Source organism: Peptoniphilus sp. BV3C26 (assembly GCF_000478985.1).
Taxonomy (GTDB): Bacteria; Bacillota; Clostridia; order Tissierellales; family Peptoniphilaceae; genus Peptoniphilus_B; species Peptoniphilus_B koenoeneniae.
This window is the reverse complement of record NZ_AWXB01000021.1, coordinates 1-17,892: the sequence shown is the minus strand read 5'-3', so window position 1 is coordinate 17,892 and position 17,892 is coordinate 1. Positions and strand designations below refer to the sequence as shown.

The window sequence follows — 17,892 nt, the reverse complement described above, 5'->3', positions numbered from 1 at the left end:
AAAAAACCTTAAACAAAAAAGTTAAGGTTTTTTTTTGTTTTATAAAAAAGCCTTGCAAATGAATGTAGGAACCAATTTATTGAAAATTTAAAACTCAATGTAGGGACCAATTTGAAGACCTAACCCGATTTTTGAAAAAAATCGTGGTAGGTCTCATGCAACTATTTGCCCAAATCTTTGATTTGGTTGCAAATATCTGCTATTGGTCCGACGGCGAAGCCGAATTAAATAAAATCAACAATGAAAAAAGGTAAACACAAATAAAATTTCAATTGAAAATTTTTAAAAACAAAATGCTTCACGTAAAGCGAAAAAAAATAATTTAAAATAAATTTTAAATCAAATATTTATTTTTTTCTCTCACCCAATTCACGCGGACCGGTAAACCGGTCCCTACAGCCCACAAAAGCCCAAGCATAAATTTATTGTAATTAGGATCCAACCCACACGTGAATGTGGGGCTTATTTATGCGAAAATGATTAACAAAATAAAACCCCTGCAAGGGAATGTAGGGACCAATTTATTGAAAATTTAAAACTCAATGTAGGGACCAATTTATTGGTCCGACGGCGAAGCCGAATTAAATAAAATCAACAATGAAAAAAGGTAAACACAAATAAAATTTCAATTGAAAATTTTTAAAAACAAAATGCTTTATGTAGAGCATTAAAAATATTTATAAAAATATTGAGTTTGTTCTCCCACCCGACACAGGCGGACCGGTAAACAGGTCCCTACAGAATTCATTTTTAATAATTTTTCTAGGGACCAATTTGAAGACCTAACCCGATTTTTGAAAAAAATCGTGGTAGGTCTCATGCAATTATTTGCCCAAATCTTTGATTTGGTTGCAAATATCTGCTATTGGTCCGACGGCGAAGGCGAATTATAAAATAAAAAACAATGAAAAAGGATAAATAAAAATAAAAATTACCAAAAAATTTTAATATAAATATCTATTGACCTAAAAAAACTTTTTTCGTATTATGTATATGATAAACAATATCAAAGAGGTAAAAAATATGGAAGAATTTTTAATAACTTGTTGCGCGCCAACCTTGGCAGGCAAAAAAGTTGGAAATATTTTCAACCTGAAAAAAACTTGTGTTACAAACTTTGAAATAAAAAAATGGGCTTTGCTCTTAAAAAGGTTTAAAATAGAAGTCCGCATAATAAAAGAAACCAAGGATGCATATTTAATATATGTTTATCGTGAAAATCTTTTAAAAAATATTTTAGCCCAAGAGCAAATCAAAGACTTTTTACATAATTACGGCTACATAAGCCCAAAAACCGAAGACATGATAAAATGCTTAACTCTGCGCCTTAAAGAAAAGGACGAATTTCCTCATGAAATAGGAATCTTTTTAGGATATCCTCTCATAGATGTTATAGGTTTTATAAAAAATAAAGGTAAGTGCTATAAAAAGTGCGACCTTTGGAAAGTTTATGGAGATGAATTTAAATGTAATGAGCTTTTCAAAGAGTATCGCAAGTGTAAATATTGTTTTCAAAAAATGTATGAAGAAGGCTTTAAAACAAGCGAAATAATTGAAAAATACGCCGAATCATATCAATAGATTTCAAAACACCCTTTGTTCGTAAAAAAAAGAATCCACCTGAAAAATAGGTGGATTTTTTTAATGTCTTATTTATTTACAGAAGCATCATAAATAGCATCAATACTATTTTCAATAAGAGAATTAAACTCTTCATCAGATAAACTTTCCTTTAAACCTTCAGAAAGAGCCCTTGAAAAAGAAGCAACCATTTTTTTATTTTTTCTTAAAAGATCGTTGGCCATCTCTCTTGAATATCCGCCGGAAAGAGCAACAATTCTAAGAGTATTTTCAAAATCATAAAGATCGAGATAAGTATTTTCACGACTTGGGATAGTGAGTTTAAAAATAACGAAAGAATTCTTATCAAGTTTTTCCATATGTTTTTTAAGCTCTTTGTGTAAAAATTCCTCAATTTTTTCCTTATCAGAAGAATTTATATCAACTTCAGGCTCAATAATAGGAACAAAACCTTTTGCAATAATCTTTTTAGCATAGTCAAATTGTTGTTCAACAACAGCTTTAATACCAGACTCATTATATTCCTTAATAAGAGAACGCATTTTAGTTCCAAAAATATTTCTTTCCTTTGCATTAATGAGAAGCTCATCTAAGCTTTTCATTTCCTTCATAAGTTGAACGCCATCCTTAAGCTCAGCCAAGCCCTCATCGACCTTTAAAATAGGAACAATACCCTTTTCATCCCAAAGATAATCAGAAGTATATTTACCATCAATTTTTGAGTTCATAGTAATCTTAAAAAGAATAGCAGCCAAAATTTTTTGAGAATTAAAAGCGGGACTTTTAATTATTCTCTTTCTCATTTCGTGAACAAGATTAAACATCTCTTCATCATTAGAGTATCTGTCTTCATTAACACCATATAATCTAAGAGCCTTTGGAGTAGAACCGCCGCTTTGATCAAGAGCAGCAATAAAACCGTCGGCATTTTTCATTCTTTCAAATTGTTTTTGGTTCATATTTTCCCCCTTTTAAAATAGTATATCATATTTTATAAAAGCTAAGTAAAAGTCTTTTTAAATGGAAAAGAAAATCAAAATAATTTACAAAAAATAATTTACGTGATAATATACAAAGAGCAAAATAAATAAGGAGGTGCTCTATGGAAATCACAAAAGACACTCTGATTGGAGAAATAATTCAACAAAACCCGGAAGCAATAACAACACTTATGAGTTTCGGATTAGGCTGTGTAATGTGTCCTTCAAGCCAAATGGAATCCCTTGAAGAAGCAAGCTTAGTACATGGAATGGATGTAAATGTACTTGTATCTGCCCTTAACAGTGCAATAAAAAAATAAATAAAAAAACAAAAAGGCGGTCTATATATTGGTTCTTACACCAATAGAATAAGATGCGTCTTTTTTTATTGTGAAAAAGTTGATTAAAAAATATTTATAAAAAAATTTAAAATAAATTTTAAATCAAATGCGAGGTTTGTTCTCCTACCCAAAACACACGGACCGGTAAACCGGTCCCTACAGCCCACAAAAGCCCACGCAGAAATGTGGGGTTGATTTATTCGAACAGGTTTAACAAGATTAAATCTCCGAAACCGAATGTAGGGACCAATTTGAAGCCCTAACCCGATTTTTGAAAAAAATCGTGGTAGGTCTCATGCAACTATTTGCCCAAATCTTTGATTTGGCTGCAAATATCTGCTATTGGTCCGGTCGCCGTAAGGCGAATGAAATAAGATAAGAAATGAAAAAACAAAATTATAAATAGAATCATAAAAATAAAGAAAAAAATCTTGCTCACTCTAATTTCTTTAAGTAAAATAGATAAGTTGACATTAAATCTAATTGACTTTATACTTGTTTTGAAACTTAGGAGGAAATATGAACAAAAAAAATACAATCGCTCAGTCTACTTTGGCTATTATAATTTTTTCTTTAATAGGAAAGGTTATGGGTTTTGCCCGTGAAACCATGCAGGCTGCAATTTTTGGTGCAACCCATGAAGCAAGTGCCTTTGTTCTTGCTCAAGGGGCAACCAGTATGATTTCCACTTTAATTACCACTGCAATTGCCACCACCTTCATTCCCGTTATGCAAAAAGTTGAGAGGGAACTGGGGGATGATCATAGACTTTCATATACAAACAATCTTATTTGGATTTCTCTAATCATAACAACTTTTGTTACGGTTTTAGGAATTTTTTTCAGTCCATATATTGCAAAGCTTACTGCAGCTCAAGCCAGACCGGAAACATATAAACTTGTTGTTCAGTTAGTTGAAGTAGGTATGCCCGTTGTTATTTTTTCAGCTATCGTGGGAGTTTTTACGGGATTTTTGCAATATGGAGGCAAATTTGCCGCAGCAGGCGCCATTGCCATTCCATTAAATCTCGTTTATATTATTTATCTTGCTTGTTTTTCAAAGACTTTCGGCGTTTTAGGTTTAACTGTGGCTTCAGTCATTGCAGTTTTTGTCCAAATTATTTTCTTAATGCCAAGTTCTTTTAAAATAGGTTTCAGACCAAAATTCATTTTGAATTTTAAGGATAGATATGTAAGAGAAGCTGTTATTTTATCTTTGCCAGTCTTAGTTTCCACTTCAGTAAATGATATTAATGTCTTTGTTAACAGAAACCTGGCATCAGGAATGAGTGACAGTGCTCCTGCTATTTTAAATGTTTCAAACAAGATGAATACCTTAATCTTAGGCATTTTTATCACTGCAGTTACGGCTATTATTTTTCCTATTTTAGCTCGTTCTTTTTCTGATGGAGATGTCTTAAAGGGCAAAAAGGTTATGAATGCATCTATTAAAAGTGTGCTTTTTTTAACCATTCCTGCAACTGTAGGTATGTTTATTTTGGCAAGACCTATTATTGACATTGCCTTCGTTCATGGAAAATTTACTCCTGCAGACGGTCTTGAAGCAACTTCAACATTAAGGTGCTACTCCTTGGCATTGATTTCAATTTCTCTTTCCAATGTTTTAAATCGTGTTTACTATTCTCTTGAGGATACAAAAACTCCTTTTTACATTGGAGTTATAAATGTTGCAATTAATGTGGGTCTTAATCTTTTAGTTGCTCATAGATTTGGCACTCAAGGTTTGGCTGCTTCAGTTTCTATTGCAACAACTATTGCAGTTTTAATTTCTTTTTACTTGCTTCATAGAAAGATTGGAAATTTAGGAACCAAATCCTATATTAAAGCTATTATAAAGACAGGTATATCAAGTTTTCTTATGGGTCTTGTTGCATTTATCTATTTTCCCATGGAAAATATTGTTTGTAGCGCCTTTTCATCCAATGCAGCTTTAACTGTGACTAAACTTATTTGCCTTATGATTGTTGTAGGCCTTGCCCTTATTGTTTATTTAGTCTCCATGTATCTTTTAGGAGTTCGTGAGATTCGTGACATTACAAAGATTATTAAAAAGAAAATTAAAAATAAATTTGCAAAATAAATTTAAAATTTTTTTCGGTGGTTAACCACCGATTTTTTTATTTTAAGAAAAATGGGGTATAAAAAATAAGAATAAGTGATTTATTAATATAAAAGGCAAATATTAAAAAAATCTAAAGATTCTTTATACTCAATTGTATTAGCAAAATAATAGGGTATAATGAAACTATGTAAGAAATTTTAATTAGGAGGAGATTATATGAATAAGAAAAAGATATTGTCACTTGTACTTAGTTTTTTGATGATCGTGACAGTACTTCCCTTTAATGTATTTGCAGAAGAAACTTACATTATTACACCTAGTAAAACTGAATTTGTAAGTGGAACTAAAGACACAGCAACAATAACTGTTGAAAAGACAGTAGATGGCACGACAACACCAGTTACAGGAAACATTCAACCTGAAGGAACAGGCGATGGACTTTCAGCGCTTGGACTTTCAATAGCGGGCAATGCTGTTACCTATGATGGAACACCAGTTACTGAAGCAAAAACTGCCACTTTCTATGTAATGCACGGAAGTATGGTAGTTGGAAGTATAACCTTTACAATTAAACCGGCACCTGCCAAAACATTTGAAGTTACCTTTGATGCAGATGGAGGACAACCTATACCTCCAAAACAAACAGTTAAAGAAAACGGAAAGGCAAGTGAACCAACAGAAAAGCCAACAAAAAAAGGCTATACATTTAAAGAATGGCAAAAAGATGGAGCAAAATTTGATTTTAATACAGCTATAACTAAAGATACAGTCTTAAAAGCAGCTTGGGATGCAAAAGATGTAACAATTACCTTTAATGCAGATGGAGGACACCCTACACCTGACAAACAAACTGTAAAATTCGGTAAAAATGCTAAAGCTCCTACACCTGAACCAACAAAAAAAGGCTATACATTTAAAGAATGGCAAAAAAAAGATGGATCTACATTTGACTTTACTAAACCTATAACTGAAGATACAGAATTAAAAGCAGCTTGGGAGGCAAAAGATGTAACAATTAACTTTGATGTTAATGGTGGAAGTCCTGCACCTGCAAGCAAAACTGTAAAATTCGGTGAAAATGCTACAGCTCCTACACAACCAACAAAGAGTGGATATACATTTGGCGGTTGGTACAAGGGAGACACAAAATTTGATTTTTCTAAAGCTATAAATGAAGAAGGACCTATAAGCCTAAAAGCAAAATGGAATCTTATTGAAACTTTAAAAATATCAGATGTAAGAGCATATTATGACTATGTAACAGGTTATGTTACTTTAAACGGCAGCCTAGTAAAAAATGCCAAAGTTACTTTAGGTGACTTGCCAGCCGTTTATACAGATAGCGATGGATTTTTTGCAATTTATGTTGGAGATAAAGAAGGCAACTACGGAAAACATGATTATGGCTACTATGATAGCGTAAATGACAACCAATATATAAGATACAATCTTCCTGCAAACACCTATGTTGAAGCAAGAGATTCTTCAGGATACAGACTTGATTACGGCACAAGCGATTCATCAGGATATATAAACTTATCTTGGTCAGGTTCACAAAGAGCCTATATCTATATTGATGCCTACGGATATAATTACAACTACAGATATAACAATGGAAGATATTATGGTCTTTCCCATGATTGGTCTGTTGGAAGAACAATTTATGCATATTATGATGCAAAGACAGCAACTTATGCAATTACAAAATCAAATGAAGTAGATAAATTTTATAATAGCAATGGATATTATCCAGGAACAAACAATGGAAAGACAATTTATCCTACAAGCATAGATGTTTCTTATGATGGATATACAATAACAGGTTATACTGAAAGCAATATTTATCTTTCAGCTTACTATCATGGAAGATATGTAGGCTCTGCATATTCAAACAGCAATGGATATTTCAGTATTTCATCAAATGAAAAAATTTATGACAAATATTATTTAAGCTTTAAGACAGGAAAAGATGGTAAACTTGCCCTTGCTCCAACTGTTACAAGTGCTGAAGCAGGAAGCACAAGCATTAAAGGTACTGCTACAAGCGGTGCAACTGTAAAAGCTTATGATTCAAAGGGTAACTATCTTGGCCAAGCTTATGCTGACAGATACAACAAATTCTCCATGACTTTAAATCGTAAATTAGTTGCAGGAGAAAAAATAAAACTTGTAAGTTATGAAATAGGCTACAAAGAAAACAGTATTGAATATACAGTTAAGGGACAAGCAGCAGATCTTTATAGAATGGCATATATTGCAGGATATCCTGATGGAAAATTCCACCCCAACTATAAAGTAACAAGAGCTGAAGCAGCTTCAATGTTTGCAAGACTTATTAACGGTTCAAATTCTTTCGGACTTTCTCAAGTTACTAAGTTTAATGATGCAAGCAACGCTTGGTATTCTCAAGCAATAAATTATATTACTGCAAAGGGATTGATTTCAGGCTACAATGATGGAAGTTTCAGACCTGATACCAACATCACAAGAGCTGAATTTGCTCAAATGATAAGTGGATTTATAAGTGCAGGTTATCCAGGAAGCGCAAGTGCCAACTTAAAAGATATTAAGGGACACTGGGCTCAAGATGCCATAGACAAAGTTTTCGGTAAAAAAGTTGTTCAAGGTTATCCAGACGGTTCATTTAAACCAGATAACGAACTTACAAGAGCTGAAGCTGTTACAATTTTAAATGCAGTATTTGGAAGAACAACAACTTACAGCAGTATAAATACAGTTTCAAACAGAACTCAACTTAAAGAATTCTTAGACGTAAGCTCAAGTGATTGGTTCTATTATCAAGTATTAGATGCATCAAACGCTCACGCTTCTTATGACACAGGATATGGTTATGAAGCTTGGACTTTGATTAGATGATTTATTTTTACAATTTTATAAAAATAATAAAACAAAAAGAGGAGATGCAAATCTTCTCTTTTTTTATTTGATGAATTGCAAATAATATTGCGACACTTAGAGCAAACTAATTTCGTGCATAAATACATCAAATGGAGTTTGATAATTTAGACATTTTATAGGTCTGTTATTAAGCTCCATTAAATTTTTTATTAACTCTTCAATTTCAATATCAGCCAAATCCGTTTTCTTTGGATAATATTCTCTTAATAATCCATTTGAATTTTCGTTACTTCCTCTTTGCCATCCTGAATATGGATCAGCAAAGTAGAAATCTATTCCCATTTCTTCAATTTCTCTATTATTTTATCCTTGATTTCATCATTAGCCTTAGTTTTTCTTCCCTTTCGTGATGACTTTATATATTTGTCTTTACTTACTTTAATAGCTGAATATTCGTTGTTACATCTTTTCAATTCTCTATAAGTAGTTGAGTGATGAAAGCCAAGTATTTTCGCTATTCTTCTATAAGAATAGCCCTCTTGTTTTAATACTTCTATCTTATTTCTATAATTTAGGGTAATATGAGTTTTGTTTAGTGTCGCATTTAATTTTACAACTTATCAAATAATAAAAATGAGATGTATATTTTAAAAGAAAAGATTATGCAAAAGATTTAATTAATATATTGATGAAGTTTTTTTAAAAGCTCAAAAAGTAAAAGATAAATATTTATAAAAATATATTTAAAAAGTTTATATTAAAATTTAAGTTGGTAAAAAATTTATTTTGGGTATAAATTGAATGATAGCAAGTATCAATAAATTTTAAATAAAAAGGAGGACATAAATGTCACAAGTAGGAAAGAAAATACCGGAGTTTAACACTAATGGCTATAACCCAAAAAAAGAAGAGTTCGTAACAATATCAAATAAGGATTTTGAAGGTAAGTGGAATGTTCTTATGTTCTACCCAGCAGACTTCACATTTGTTTGCCCAACAGAACTTGAAGATATGCAAGAACAATATGAAAAATTACAATCACTTGGAGTAGAAGTTTATTCTATGTCTTGCGATACACATTTCGTGCATAAAGCATGGCACGACCATTCAGAAGCTATTGGCAAATTAGAATATACAATGTTAGCTGATCCTCACAAATCAATTGCTAGAGATTTTTCTGTTTTAGATGAAGAAGCAGGACTTGCTCAACGTGCAACTTTTATAATAGATCCAGATGGAATAATTCAAACTGTAGAAGTTAATGCAGATGGAATTGGAAGAGATGCAAGCCAAGTTTATGACAAAGTTCGTGCTGCTCAATTCGTTCGTGAAAATCCTGGACAAGTTTGCCCTGCAAAATGGAAAGAATCAGGCAAAACATTGACACCTGGTCTTGACTTAGTTGGTAAAATCTAATGTTAGATCAAAATTTAAAAAATCAGCTAAAAGAGTATTTGAAACTTCTAGAAGGTGAAGTTGTATTTACTCTCAGCTTGGATGATTCTGAAAAGTCAAAAGAAGTTAAAAACTTTGTAGAAGAGATTGTTTCATTATCAGATCTTTTAAAAATTGAAGAAAAAAAATTAGACCTAAGCTCATGTTTTAGTCTTTCATCAAATGGAAGATCTGGAATAAGCTTTGCAGGACTTCCACTGGGTCATGAGTTTGAATCTTTTGTATTGGCACTTTTACAAATCAGCGGTCGTCCACCAAAAATTGATGAAAATCAAGTAAAGAGGATTAAATCAATAGATAAAGAACTATCATTTGAAACAGTAGTTAGCCTAAGTTGCCACAACTGCCCGGAAGTAGTTCAAGCTCTAAACATTATGGCGGTTTTAAATCCCAAAATCAGCCACCGTATGGTAGATGGAGCAAGCTTCCAAGAATATGTTGACGGACTTGGAGTTATGGCAGTTCCAGCAAGTTTTTTGAATGGTAAAAGTTTTTATAATGGAAAAATTAACTTGAACAAAATCCTTGATGTGGTTACCGGAGAAAAAGATAGACCATCACTAAAAGATAAGCCTGTTTATGATCTTCTTGTTATTGGCGGTGGACCGGCTGGCGCTACTGCGGCAATTTATGGAGCAAGAAAGGGAATCAAAACAGGACTTATAGCAAAAGATTTTGGAGGTCAGGTAAAAGAAACTTTAGCCATTGAAAATATTACAGGTTTAACCTATACAGAAGGTCCAAAATTTATGGAAGCTGTAAAGGAACATGTTTTAAAATACAAGGTTGATATTATAGATGAAGTTGAAGTTTTATCTATACAAGAAGCTGATCCGATAATAATCAAAACAGATTCAGGTGAGCTTCAAGCTAAATCTTTAGTTATAGCGACAGGAGCTAAGTGGCGTTTGATAGGAATTCCTGGAGAAATTGAATTTAGAAATAAGGGAGTTGCCTACTGTACTCACTGCGATGGGCCACTTTTCAAAGATAAAAAAGTTACTGTCATTGGTGGAGGCAATTCAGGAATAGAGGCTGCAATTGACCTTGCTGGACTGGCAAAAGAAGTTTTAGTCTTGGAATTTTTACCAGAATTAAAAGCGGATTCAGTCCTTCAAGAAAAATTAAAAACTTTGAGAAATGTTCGTGTAGTTACTAATGCAGAAACAAAAGCCCTAGAAGGTAAAGAAAAACTTGAAAGCATTATTTATCAAGACCGCATAGGTGGAGAAACTCATCAAGAAGCAACAGATGGATGCTTCATTCAAGTTGGATTAGTGCCTGTAACAGAATGGATTGACGGAATCGAAAAAAATCAAAGAGGCGAGATAATAGTAGACCAAGTTGGAGCAACAAGTATGCCTGGAGTTTTTGCTGCGGGAGATTGCACTAACAGCGCCTTTAAACAGATAGTAATCGCACAAGGAAGCGGTGCAACAGCTGCCATAGGCAGTTACCAATATTTGATGCGAAAATAAAAATCAAGAATGGACTCTCAATGGGTCCATTTTTTTAGAATTTAATTTTATTTAATAAAGTATAATTTGGGAAAATATATAGTACAGTAGTTTGTATAAGAAAGAGGTGCTATGATGGCGAAAATTGCATTAGGGACCTAAAAAGAGCAGATTTTATAAATCTTTTAAATAAAAAACTCACAGCCTGCACATTAAATATAGATAAAGGATCGCGAAGCTCCTTTTTTTATGCCTTTAATTTATGATGAATTGCAAATAATATTGCGACACTTAGAGCAAACTAAGTTCGTGCATAAATACATCAAATGGAGTTTGATAATTTAGACATTTTATAGGTCTGTTATTAAGCTCCATTAAATTTTTTATTAACTCTTCAATTTCAATATCAGCCAAATCCGTTTTCTTTAGATAATATTCTCTTAATAATCCATTTGAATTTTCGTTACTTCCTCTTTGCCATCCTGAATATGGATCAGCAAAGTAGAAATCTATTCCCATTTCTTCAATTTCTTTGTAACATGCAAATTCCTTACCTCTATCTGATGTAAAGCTTTTTAAAGAAAACTTTGGTAAAGGCTTTATCAACTTTTTCATAGCTTCTAACATAGAGTCTTTACTTCTATCTTTCATAGGTAAAGCTACGTAGAATCGAGATTTCATTTTGACAAAGGTTGCTAAACATCATTTGCTTTTTCCTCTTGATGATACAACCGTATCTAATTCCCAATGACCAAATTCACTCTTTTTTTTACTTTTTTGGTCTTTTTCTTATAGAAGTTCCAATATTAAATTTCCCTCATAAGAATAAAAATGTAAAATAAATTGTATAAAAAATTTTGCGTTTGTTCTCCCACAAAAACACGCAGACTAATAAATTGGTCCCTACAGGATTTTTAAAGGTTATGGCAAAAAAATGATTGTTTAAAATGAAGGGATTAAATAAAAAAATTATTATTTAATACAAAGTTAAAGTAATAAATCTATTTTCAAAAGATTTATAATTATTGTGTTATAATAAATATGATTGGAGCGAGTATGGTAAAAACTATAGAAGAAATTGAAAGAGCTATAATAAAAACATATAAAAAAGATATCTGGGTGAAATTTGTCCGGGCAATAAATGATTTTGACATGATAAAAGATGGGGATAAAATTGCCGTTGCAATTTCAGGAGGCAAGGATTCTTTAACTCTTGCCAAACTTTTCCAAGAACTTAAACGTCATGGAAAAATGAAATTTGAATTGGAATTTATTGCTATGAATCCCGGATATGTTGATGAAAATATAGAAAGACTTGAGTATAATTGCAAGGCCTTAGGAATTCCTGTAAAAATGTATGATTCAGATATTTTTCAAGTTGCTGAAAAAATTGCCGGAGAAAATCCCTGCTATATGTGTGCGAGAATGAGAAGGGGAAATCTCTATGCAAAAGCTCAAAGCTTAGGCTGTAATAAACTTGCTTTGGGTCATCATTTTAATGATGTTATTGAAACTGTTATGTTAAATATCATTTACAGTGGAAATTTTAAGACTATGATGCCCAAGCTTCATTCCGACAATTTTGAAAATATGGAGATTATTCGTCCCATGTATTATGTTGAAGAGGAAGCTATAAAAAGATTTATGAGATTTACAGGCCTTCGTCCTCTTGATTGTGCTTGTGCGGTCACTAAAAGGCGCTCAGGCAACAGAAGATTTTGGATTAAGGATTTAATATCAGAAATTAAAAAAGTCCATCCACAGGCTGATATAAACATTTTGAGAAGCACTGAAAATGTAAATATGGGTGCCATTGTGGGATATAAGATTAGGGATGAAAAACACAGCTTTCTTGAAACTTATGAAAAAAATTCTTCGGGCTATGAGGATAAGGATGAGAATAATTGCGATAATTGCCAAATTTAATTTGAGCTTTTTGCAATTTTATAAAAATAATTTAAAATAAGGAGGTTTTATGGAAAACTTATTAAGCCGTAAAATAGGCGATAAACTTTACTACATAGGGGTAAACGATAGAGAAACCGCGCTTTTTGAAAATATGTGGCCTCTTCCTGATGGAGTTGCTTACAATTCTTATGTAATAAAGGGTTCAAAAAATATTTTAATTGATTCAGTTAAGTCAAATACTGTTGAAGAATGTCTTGCAAAATTAAGAGAAGTTATTGGGGATGAGGACCTTCACTATATTATTGTTGACCATATGGAACCGGACCATTCTTCAGGTCTTTTGGAACTTATTAATTCCTATCCTGATGTAAAACTTGTGGCTAACAAGAGAGCTTTTCCCATGCTTAAATCTTATTACAACATTCCAGAAGATAGGGTTATTGAAGTTAAAGATGGTGAAAAACTGGAAATGGGAGATACCAGTCTTACTTTTTATATGACTCCAATGGTTCACTGGCCTGAATCTATGGTTGCCTTTGAAGAAGATACGGGAATTTTATTTTCTCAAGATATTTTTGGAGCTTTTGGAACTTTAAGTGGTGGAATTTTTGACGATCAAGTTGAATTTGACAAGTATTACATGGAAGAAATGGCAAGATATTTTATAAATATTGTTGGAAAATATGCAGGTCAGGCTTTAAAAGCTTTAGAAAAACTTGGTTCTCTTGATATAAAAATGATTTGCCCAGACCATGGTCCTATTTGGAGAAAAAATCCACAAAAAGTTATTGATATATATAAGGATCTTTCTTCTCAAAAAACTGAAGATGGAGTTTTAATAGTATTTGGTTCAATTTATGGAAATACGGAAAGAATGGCCGAAATTTTAGCAAGAGGTGTTGCTGAAGAAGGCATAACAAATATAAGAGTAAGAGATGTTGCCCACACAAGTCAATCCTATCTTCTTAGAGATTGTTGGAGATATAAGGGAATAATTTTAGTTTCTTGTTCTTATGATAGATCTATTTTCCCACCTATGGGCTTTTTGCTTAAGGAATTAGATCACCAAAGAATGAAAAATAATGTTTGGGGCATTGCTGGCACCTATTCATGGAACGGCGGAGCTATGAAAGAATTAAAAGATTTTGTAGAAAGAAACAAATTAAATGTTTTGGAACTTCAACCGGAAATTCAAGGTGCAGGAAATGATGAAGACTACAGAAATCTTTTAGAACTTGGAAAACAAATTGCAAGAGCAGTAAAAGAAGACAAATAAATATAAAATTTTAAAAACGGGATTTGTTTCCCGTTTTTTTATTATAAAAATCCAATAAAAATAGTCTTATAAATTTTATAAGACTATTTATTGTACTCAATTTTATTTACAAATTTTTCAATATCAGTGGCATTTTTAATGTGAAATCTTCTTATTTCGTAAGGATTTAAATTTTTGATGTTTGAAGCTCTTTTATTAGCTCCCACAAAAGCTATTTTTATGCCAGCATCCTTTAATATTTTCCGCACACTGTCATTTGAAGCTGCACCGGGATAAGCAAGAGCCAGGGGATATTTTGAAGTGTGCTGATAAATAAGCCAGTTATTCCAGATTAAATCGTCCTTTATTCTTTTTAAATATTCTTCCTCACTTTCATTTTCATATCTTGAGGAAAATTTTGTTTTATCCTTATTTTTTCCTTCCTCTATCTTTGCATGTTGATCAAAAGTGTGATTTTGAAAATCCATTAAATTTATATAAGACATTTCAGAAACCATATCCCACGTTAAATATCCGGGTTTATCAACTAAGGAGCCTATTAAAAAAATACTAGCCTTGGCTCCATAACTTTTTAAAATTGGAAAAGCATTTGTATAATTATCTTCATAACCATCATCAAAAGTTATCAAAACAGGCTTTAAAGGAAGCTTTTTTCTGCCCTGTATTATCTTACTTAAATCATCCACTGTTAAAAAAGTAAAATCTCTTCGAGAAAGCTCATCAATCATTTTTTTGAAATTTTCAGGAGAAACTGAAAAAGTTCCCTCCTCATCAGAAATTTTATGATAAGTCAAAACAGGAATATCACCAGCTTTTAACTTACTTGCTGGCAAAATTAAAAACAGAGCAGGCACTATTATTAAAAGACCTATAATTATTTGAATTAATTTTTTCATAGTCTAATTATACAGATATATCTTAAGATATTCAAATTACAAAAAAGTTAAAGCTATTTTTAAAACAAACATGATAAAATAAAATCGGTGATAAAAATGAGAAAAAAAGAAATTGAAGTATATATAGAGGAACAGGGCTTTCCCAACAAATCAAAAATTCTTGTAGAAGGGAAAAATATGAAATTAAAAGGGGGAATAAAAGGACAAAAAATTTTAGCGAGAAAAATTACAAGATCAAAAGCTCAATTAATTGAAGTTTTGGAAAAATCCCCCTTGGAAAAAGAAGAAAATTGTAAATATCAAAAAGTTTGCGGCGGATGTACCTATCAAAATTTTTCCTATGAAGAAGAAATAAAATACAAAGAAGAACTTTTAAGAAAACTTTTTTTAGAAAATAAAATTTTAAAAGAAAAAGACCAGTTTATCTTAGAAAAAAGTCCCCACTATGAAGGATACAGAAATAAAATGGAATACACCTTTGGCGATCAAGAAAAGGGAGGTCCTCTTGCCTTGGGACTTCATAAAAAAAATAGATTTCACGAAGTAGTGGACATGGAAAGATGCATAATCGTTCACCAGGACTTTGACATAATAAGAAAATTTGTAAGAGATTTTTTTAAAAAAGAAAGCTTCTTTAACAGAAAGACTCATCAAGGATTTTTAAGGCATCTCGCCATTAGAAGAACAAGGTTTGGAGAGATACTTATAAACCTGGTAAGCTCATCTCAAGGACAAATAGAAAAAGAAAAATTTATAAAAGAACTTTTAAACTTAAAATTGGAAGGAAAAATTGTAGGCATAGTACACACAACAAATGACTCTTGGGGTGATGCAATAATAGGAGAAAAAGTAGAACTTTTATACGGAAGACCCTACGCCATAGAAGAACTTTGTGGTTTAAAATACAAAATTGGACCCTTTTCATTTTTTCAAACCAACACCTACTCAGCAGAAATATTGTACAAAATGGCAAAAGACACCCTGGGAAATATAGAAGATAAAAAATTGTTGGACCTTTATTCAGGCACTGGCACCATAACGACAATACTGGGAAAAGAAGCAAAATCAGCAACAGGAATTGAAATAGTAGAAGAAGCCGTAAAAGGTGCAAGAGAAAACGCTGAGGACAACAATTTAAAAAATATAAAATTTTATCAAGGAGACGTATTTCAAGTATTAAAAAAAGAAAAAATACAAGCAGACGTCATAGTAGTTGACCCGCCAAGAGAAGGAATAGGAAAAGAAGCAGTAGAAAAAATCTCAGAATTTCAAACAGATCAAATCCTTTATATCTCTTGCAATCCACTAACCTTAGTAAAAGACTTAGAAGACTTTACAAATTTCGGATATAAAATAAAAGAATTAAGAGCCTTAGATCAATTTCCAAGGACATTTCATGTGGAGACGGTAGCACTTTTGTCCAAACTTGATGTCGATAAGCATATAAATATTGAAATTGAGCTGGATGAGCTTGATTTGACAAGTGCTGAAAGTAAGGCAACATATGCTCAAATCAAAGAATATGTTTGGAATAAATTTGAATTAAAAGTTCCGACATTATATATTGCACAGATAAAAAGGAAATGTGGAATAGAATTACGAGAACATTACAACAAGTCTAAAAAGGAGAAACAAATTATTCCACAGTGTACACCTGAAAAAGAAGAAGCTATCATGGATGCCTTGAGACACTTCAAAATGATTGAATAGAAAGGGAAGATATTTTATGAGATGGACAATAAAAATAATCTTTTTCCCAATCAGCTTCCTGCTTAGTATTCTCACTGCATTTCTGACATTCTTACTCGGAATAGGAACGGCACTGCTATATTTGCTGATGATGTTTTGCATATTTGGAGCAATAGCATCTTTCTTACAAAAAGAAGTTACCATCGGAATCGAAGCATTGATTATCGGATTTTTAGTTAGTCCATACGGCGTACCGATGATTGGAGCAACCGTTATAGCATTCTTTCAGGGAATCAATGAAGAGATAAAATCAATTTAAAAAATTTCATCAAAATGGTAACCAAAGGCGATAGAAAAACTATCGTCTTTTTCTTTGCAAATTTTAAGAGAGGAGGTGAAGCGATGGACTTTGACTATTTCTATAACAGAGAAGCAGAGCGATTTAACTTTTTGAAAGTGCCTGAAATATTAGTAGATGGAGAAGAATTTAAGGGGTTATCGGCAGAAGCAATTATCCTATACTCTATGCTTCTAAAGCGTACAGGAATGTCCTTTAAAAATAAATGGATAGACAAGGAAGGCAGAGTATTTATCTATTTTACCGTCGAAGAAATTATGAGAAGAAGAAATATCTCAAAGCCAACAGCCATAAAAACATTGGATGAGTTAGACAGTAAAAAAGGAATCGGACTGATTGAAAGAGTAAGGCTTGGACTTGGAAAACCTAATATCATTTATGTAAAAGACTTTATGAGTGTATTTCAAGCAAAAGGAAATGACTTTCAGAAGTCAAAAAACTTTACTTCAGAAGTAAAAGATGTTGACCTCAGAAGTAAAGAAAATGAACTTCAGGAAGTTAAAAATGTTAACTCTAACTATATAGAGAATAATAAGAGTAAGTATAGTAAGAGAGAATATAGTTTTTGCGAAAACGGACTTGGAACATTTCAAAATGTATTTTTAACTGATGAAGATATTTCTGATTTACAAATCAAACTAAATGCACAGCTTGATAATTACATTGAACGCTTATCTGCATATATCAAGAGTACCGGAAAGATCTATAAAGACCATAAAGCGACGATCCTTTCTTGGTTTTATAAAGATCAGGGCAAAAGCAAGCAGCCGAAAACATCAAATGTCCCGACATGGGAAGAATATAACAAAGGAGAACATTTATGAAAAGAGAATTGGGAAAAATAATGATAGAGGATGTAGAATTTGCCTATGATTCTGAAAAAGAGTATATCAAAGATGGACACGCCTATTGTAAAGTCTGCCACGAAAGAAAAGACGGTGATGTAATGGAATTTTTCGGGAATAAAATGATATTAAGGGTAGCTTGTAAATGCGATAGAGAAATAGAGC

At 32.2% G+C, this 17,892-nt stretch carries 16 protein-coding genes and 2 pseudogenes; 12 read left to right on the top strand and 6 right to left on the bottom strand.

Features of this window, described 5'->3' with window-relative positions:
* Nucleotides 1-1,023: 1,023 nt before the first annotated feature.
* Complete coding sequence (locus HMPREF1253_RS02445; protein ID WP_023055161.1) at nucleotides 1,024-1,581, top strand: DUF3793 family protein; 558 nt, start codon at nucleotides 1,024-1,026, stop codon at nucleotides 1,579-1,581.
* 68 nt (nucleotides 1,582-1,649) lie between these two features.
* Here HMPREF1253_RS02445 and HMPREF1253_RS02440 read toward each other — a convergent pair whose 3' ends face one another.
* Nucleotides 1,650-2,540 carry a fructose bisphosphate aldolase gene (locus HMPREF1253_RS02440; protein WP_023055168.1) on the bottom strand — a complete coding sequence of 297 codons (891 nt, stop codon included), beginning with the start codon at nucleotides 2,538-2,540 and terminating at the stop codon, nucleotides 1,650-1,652.
* A 143-nt stretch (nucleotides 2,541-2,683) separates the two neighbouring features.
* Between HMPREF1253_RS02440 and HMPREF1253_RS02435 the strand changes: the two genes are divergently transcribed.
* The 3 genes from HMPREF1253_RS02435 (at nucleotide 2,684) to HMPREF1253_RS09595 (ending at nucleotide 7,861) form a co-directional block, all read left to right on the top strand.
* A complete protein-coding gene (locus tag HMPREF1253_RS02435) occupies nucleotides 2,684-2,881 on the top strand; it encodes a DUF1858 domain-containing protein (protein ID WP_023055174.1) in 198 nt (65 codons plus the stop codon).
* Between the two features lie 540 nt (nucleotides 2,882-3,421).
* Nucleotides 3,422-5,002, top strand: coding sequence for a murein biosynthesis integral membrane protein MurJ (gene murJ / locus HMPREF1253_RS02430; RefSeq protein WP_023055169.1), 1,581 nt, complete (start codon nucleotides 3,422-3,424; stop codon nucleotides 5,000-5,002).
* 198 nt (nucleotides 5,003-5,200) lie between these two features.
* Entirely contained in the window at nucleotides 5,201-7,861 is a 2,661-nt protein-coding gene (locus HMPREF1253_RS09595; RefSeq protein ID WP_023055162.1) for an InlB B-repeat-containing protein, read from the top strand.
* A 96-nt stretch (nucleotides 7,862-7,957) separates the two neighbouring features.
* On the opposite strand, the gene HMPREF1253_RS10420 is transcribed toward HMPREF1253_RS09595, so the two are convergent.
* From HMPREF1253_RS10420 to HMPREF1253_RS10705, 3 genes and pseudogenes are all read right to left on the bottom strand, one after another.
* On the bottom strand, nucleotides 7,958-8,185 hold the full coding sequence (locus HMPREF1253_RS10420) for an IS30 family transposase (RefSeq protein ID WP_023055171.1): 228 nt from the start codon (nucleotides 8,183-8,185) through the stop codon (nucleotides 7,958-7,960).
* Nucleotides 8,176-8,316 carry a hypothetical protein gene (locus HMPREF1253_RS10710; protein ID WP_369758368.1) on the bottom strand — a complete coding sequence of 47 codons (141 nt, stop codon included), beginning with the start codon at nucleotides 8,314-8,316 and terminating at the stop codon, nucleotides 8,176-8,178. The genes HMPREF1253_RS10420 and HMPREF1253_RS10710 overlap by 10 nt, the downstream gene beginning before the upstream one ends.
* Before the next feature lie 24 nt (nucleotides 8,317-8,340).
* Nucleotides 8,341-8,400 (bottom strand): annotated as a pseudogene (locus tag HMPREF1253_RS10705) (hypothetical protein); the annotation flags it as partial.
* A 289-nt stretch (nucleotides 8,401-8,689) separates the two neighbouring features.
* On the opposite strand from HMPREF1253_RS10705, the gene ahpC reads away from it, so the two are divergent.
* Both ahpC and ahpF read left to right on the top strand, forming a co-directional pair.
* Nucleotides 8,690-9,259, top strand: coding sequence for an alkyl hydroperoxide reductase subunit C (gene ahpC / locus HMPREF1253_RS02415; protein WP_023055172.1), 570 nt, complete (start codon nucleotides 8,690-8,692; stop codon nucleotides 9,257-9,259).
* Nucleotides 9,259-10,776 (top strand): alkyl hydroperoxide reductase subunit F, encoded by a 1,518-nt coding sequence (gene ahpF, locus HMPREF1253_RS02410; protein WP_023055160.1) that lies wholly within the window; start codon nucleotides 9,259-9,261, stop codon nucleotides 10,774-10,776. The genes ahpC and ahpF overlap by 1 nt, the downstream gene beginning before the upstream one ends.
* A 270-nt stretch (nucleotides 10,777-11,046) precedes the next feature.
* Here ahpF and HMPREF1253_RS02405 read toward each other — a convergent pair whose 3' ends face one another.
* Nucleotides 11,047-11,406: an IS30 family transposase gene (locus HMPREF1253_RS02405; protein ID WP_238318871.1), complete on the bottom strand. Its 360-nt coding sequence runs from the start codon at nucleotides 11,404-11,406 to the stop codon at nucleotides 11,047-11,049.
* A gap of 405 nt (nucleotides 11,407-11,811) precedes the next feature.
* Between HMPREF1253_RS02405 and HMPREF1253_RS02400 the strand changes: the two genes are divergently transcribed.
* Both HMPREF1253_RS02400 and HMPREF1253_RS02395 read left to right on the top strand, forming a co-directional pair.
* The gene (locus HMPREF1253_RS02400; RefSeq protein WP_023055173.1) at nucleotides 11,812-12,681 is read left to right on the top strand and encodes an ATP-binding protein; all 870 of its coding nucleotides are present in this window, start codon (nucleotides 11,812-11,814) and stop codon (nucleotides 12,679-12,681) included.
* Nucleotides 12,682-12,730: 49 nt separating this feature from the next.
* Nucleotides 12,731-13,939 carry an FprA family A-type flavoprotein gene (locus HMPREF1253_RS02395; RefSeq protein ID WP_023055167.1) on the top strand — a complete coding sequence of 403 codons (1,209 nt, stop codon included), beginning with the start codon at nucleotides 12,731-12,733 and terminating at the stop codon, nucleotides 13,937-13,939.
* Nucleotides 13,940-14,022: 83 nt separating this feature from the next.
* Here HMPREF1253_RS02395 and HMPREF1253_RS02390 read toward each other — a convergent pair whose 3' ends face one another.
* A complete protein-coding gene (locus HMPREF1253_RS02390; protein ID WP_023055166.1) occupies nucleotides 14,023-14,835 on the bottom strand; it encodes a polysaccharide deacetylase family protein in 813 nt (270 codons plus the stop codon).
* A 96-nt stretch (nucleotides 14,836-14,931) separates the two neighbouring features.
* On the opposite strand from HMPREF1253_RS02390, the gene rlmD reads away from it, so the two are divergent.
* The 4 genes and pseudogenes from rlmD to HMPREF1253_RS02370 all read left to right on the top strand — a co-directional run.
* Entirely contained in the window at nucleotides 14,932-16,545 is a 1,614-nt protein-coding gene (gene rlmD, locus HMPREF1253_RS02385) for a 23S rRNA (uracil(1939)-C(5))-methyltransferase RlmD (RefSeq protein ID WP_023055164.1), read from the top strand.
* A 16-nt stretch (nucleotides 16,546-16,561) separates the two neighbouring features.
* Entirely contained in the window at nucleotides 16,562-16,843 is a 282-nt protein-coding gene (locus tag HMPREF1253_RS02380) for a CD1845 family protein (RefSeq protein ID WP_001267686.1), read from the top strand.
* An 83-nt stretch (nucleotides 16,844-16,926) separates the two neighbouring features.
* Nucleotides 16,927-17,706, top strand: coding sequence for a replication initiator protein A (locus HMPREF1253_RS02375; protein ID WP_010247004.1), 780 nt, complete (start codon nucleotides 16,927-16,929; stop codon nucleotides 17,704-17,706).
* Nucleotides 17,703-17,892: pseudogene (locus HMPREF1253_RS02370) on the top strand (nucleoside triphosphate hydrolase); the annotation flags it as partial. The gene HMPREF1253_RS02375 and the pseudogene HMPREF1253_RS02370, both read left to right, overlap by 4 nt.

Excerpts from the sequence above, each read along its gene's own strand:
- HMPREF1253_RS02445 (WP_023055161.1), top strand. The coding sequence starts at position 1,024 with ATGGAAGAATTTTTAATAACTTGTTGCGCGCCAACCTTGGCAGGCAAA.
- HMPREF1253_RS02440 (WP_023055168.1), bottom strand. The coding sequence starts at position 2,540 with ATGAACCAAAAACAATTTGAAAGAATGAAAAATGCCGACGGTTTTATT.
- HMPREF1253_RS02435 (WP_023055174.1), top strand. The coding sequence starts at position 2,684 with ATGGAAATCACAAAAGACACTCTGATTGGAGAAATAATTCAACAAAAC.
- murJ (WP_023055169.1), top strand. The coding sequence starts at position 3,422 with ATGAACAAAAAAAATACAATCGCTCAGTCTACTTTGGCTATTATAATT.
- HMPREF1253_RS09595 (WP_023055162.1), top strand. The coding sequence starts at position 5,201 with ATGAATAAGAAAAAGATATTGTCACTTGTACTTAGTTTTTTGATGATC.
- HMPREF1253_RS10420 (WP_023055171.1), bottom strand. The coding sequence starts at position 8,185 with ATGGGAATAGATTTCTACTTTGCTGATCCATATTCAGGATGGCAAAGA.
- ahpC (WP_023055172.1), top strand. The coding sequence starts at position 8,690 with ATGTCACAAGTAGGAAAGAAAATACCGGAGTTTAACACTAATGGCTAT.
- ahpF (WP_023055160.1), top strand. The coding sequence starts at position 9,259 with ATGTTAGATCAAAATTTAAAAAATCAGCTAAAAGAGTATTTGAAACTT.
- HMPREF1253_RS02405 (WP_238318871.1), bottom strand. The coding sequence starts at position 11,406 with ATGAAAGATAGAAGTAAAGACTCTATGTTAGAAGCTATGAAAAAGTTG.
- HMPREF1253_RS02400 (WP_023055173.1), top strand. The coding sequence starts at position 11,812 with ATGGTAAAAACTATAGAAGAAATTGAAAGAGCTATAATAAAAACATAT.
- HMPREF1253_RS02395 (WP_023055167.1), top strand. The coding sequence starts at position 12,731 with ATGGAAAACTTATTAAGCCGTAAAATAGGCGATAAACTTTACTACATA.
- HMPREF1253_RS02390 (WP_023055166.1), bottom strand. The coding sequence starts at position 14,835 with ATGAAAAAATTAATTCAAATAATTATAGGTCTTTTAATAATAGTGCCT.
- rlmD (WP_023055164.1), top strand. The coding sequence starts at position 14,932 with ATGAGAAAAAAAGAAATTGAAGTATATATAGAGGAACAGGGCTTTCCC.
- HMPREF1253_RS02380 (WP_001267686.1), top strand. The coding sequence starts at position 16,562 with ATGAGATGGACAATAAAAATAATCTTTTTCCCAATCAGCTTCCTGCTT.
- HMPREF1253_RS02375 (WP_010247004.1), top strand. The coding sequence starts at position 16,927 with ATGGACTTTGACTATTTCTATAACAGAGAAGCAGAGCGATTTAACTTT.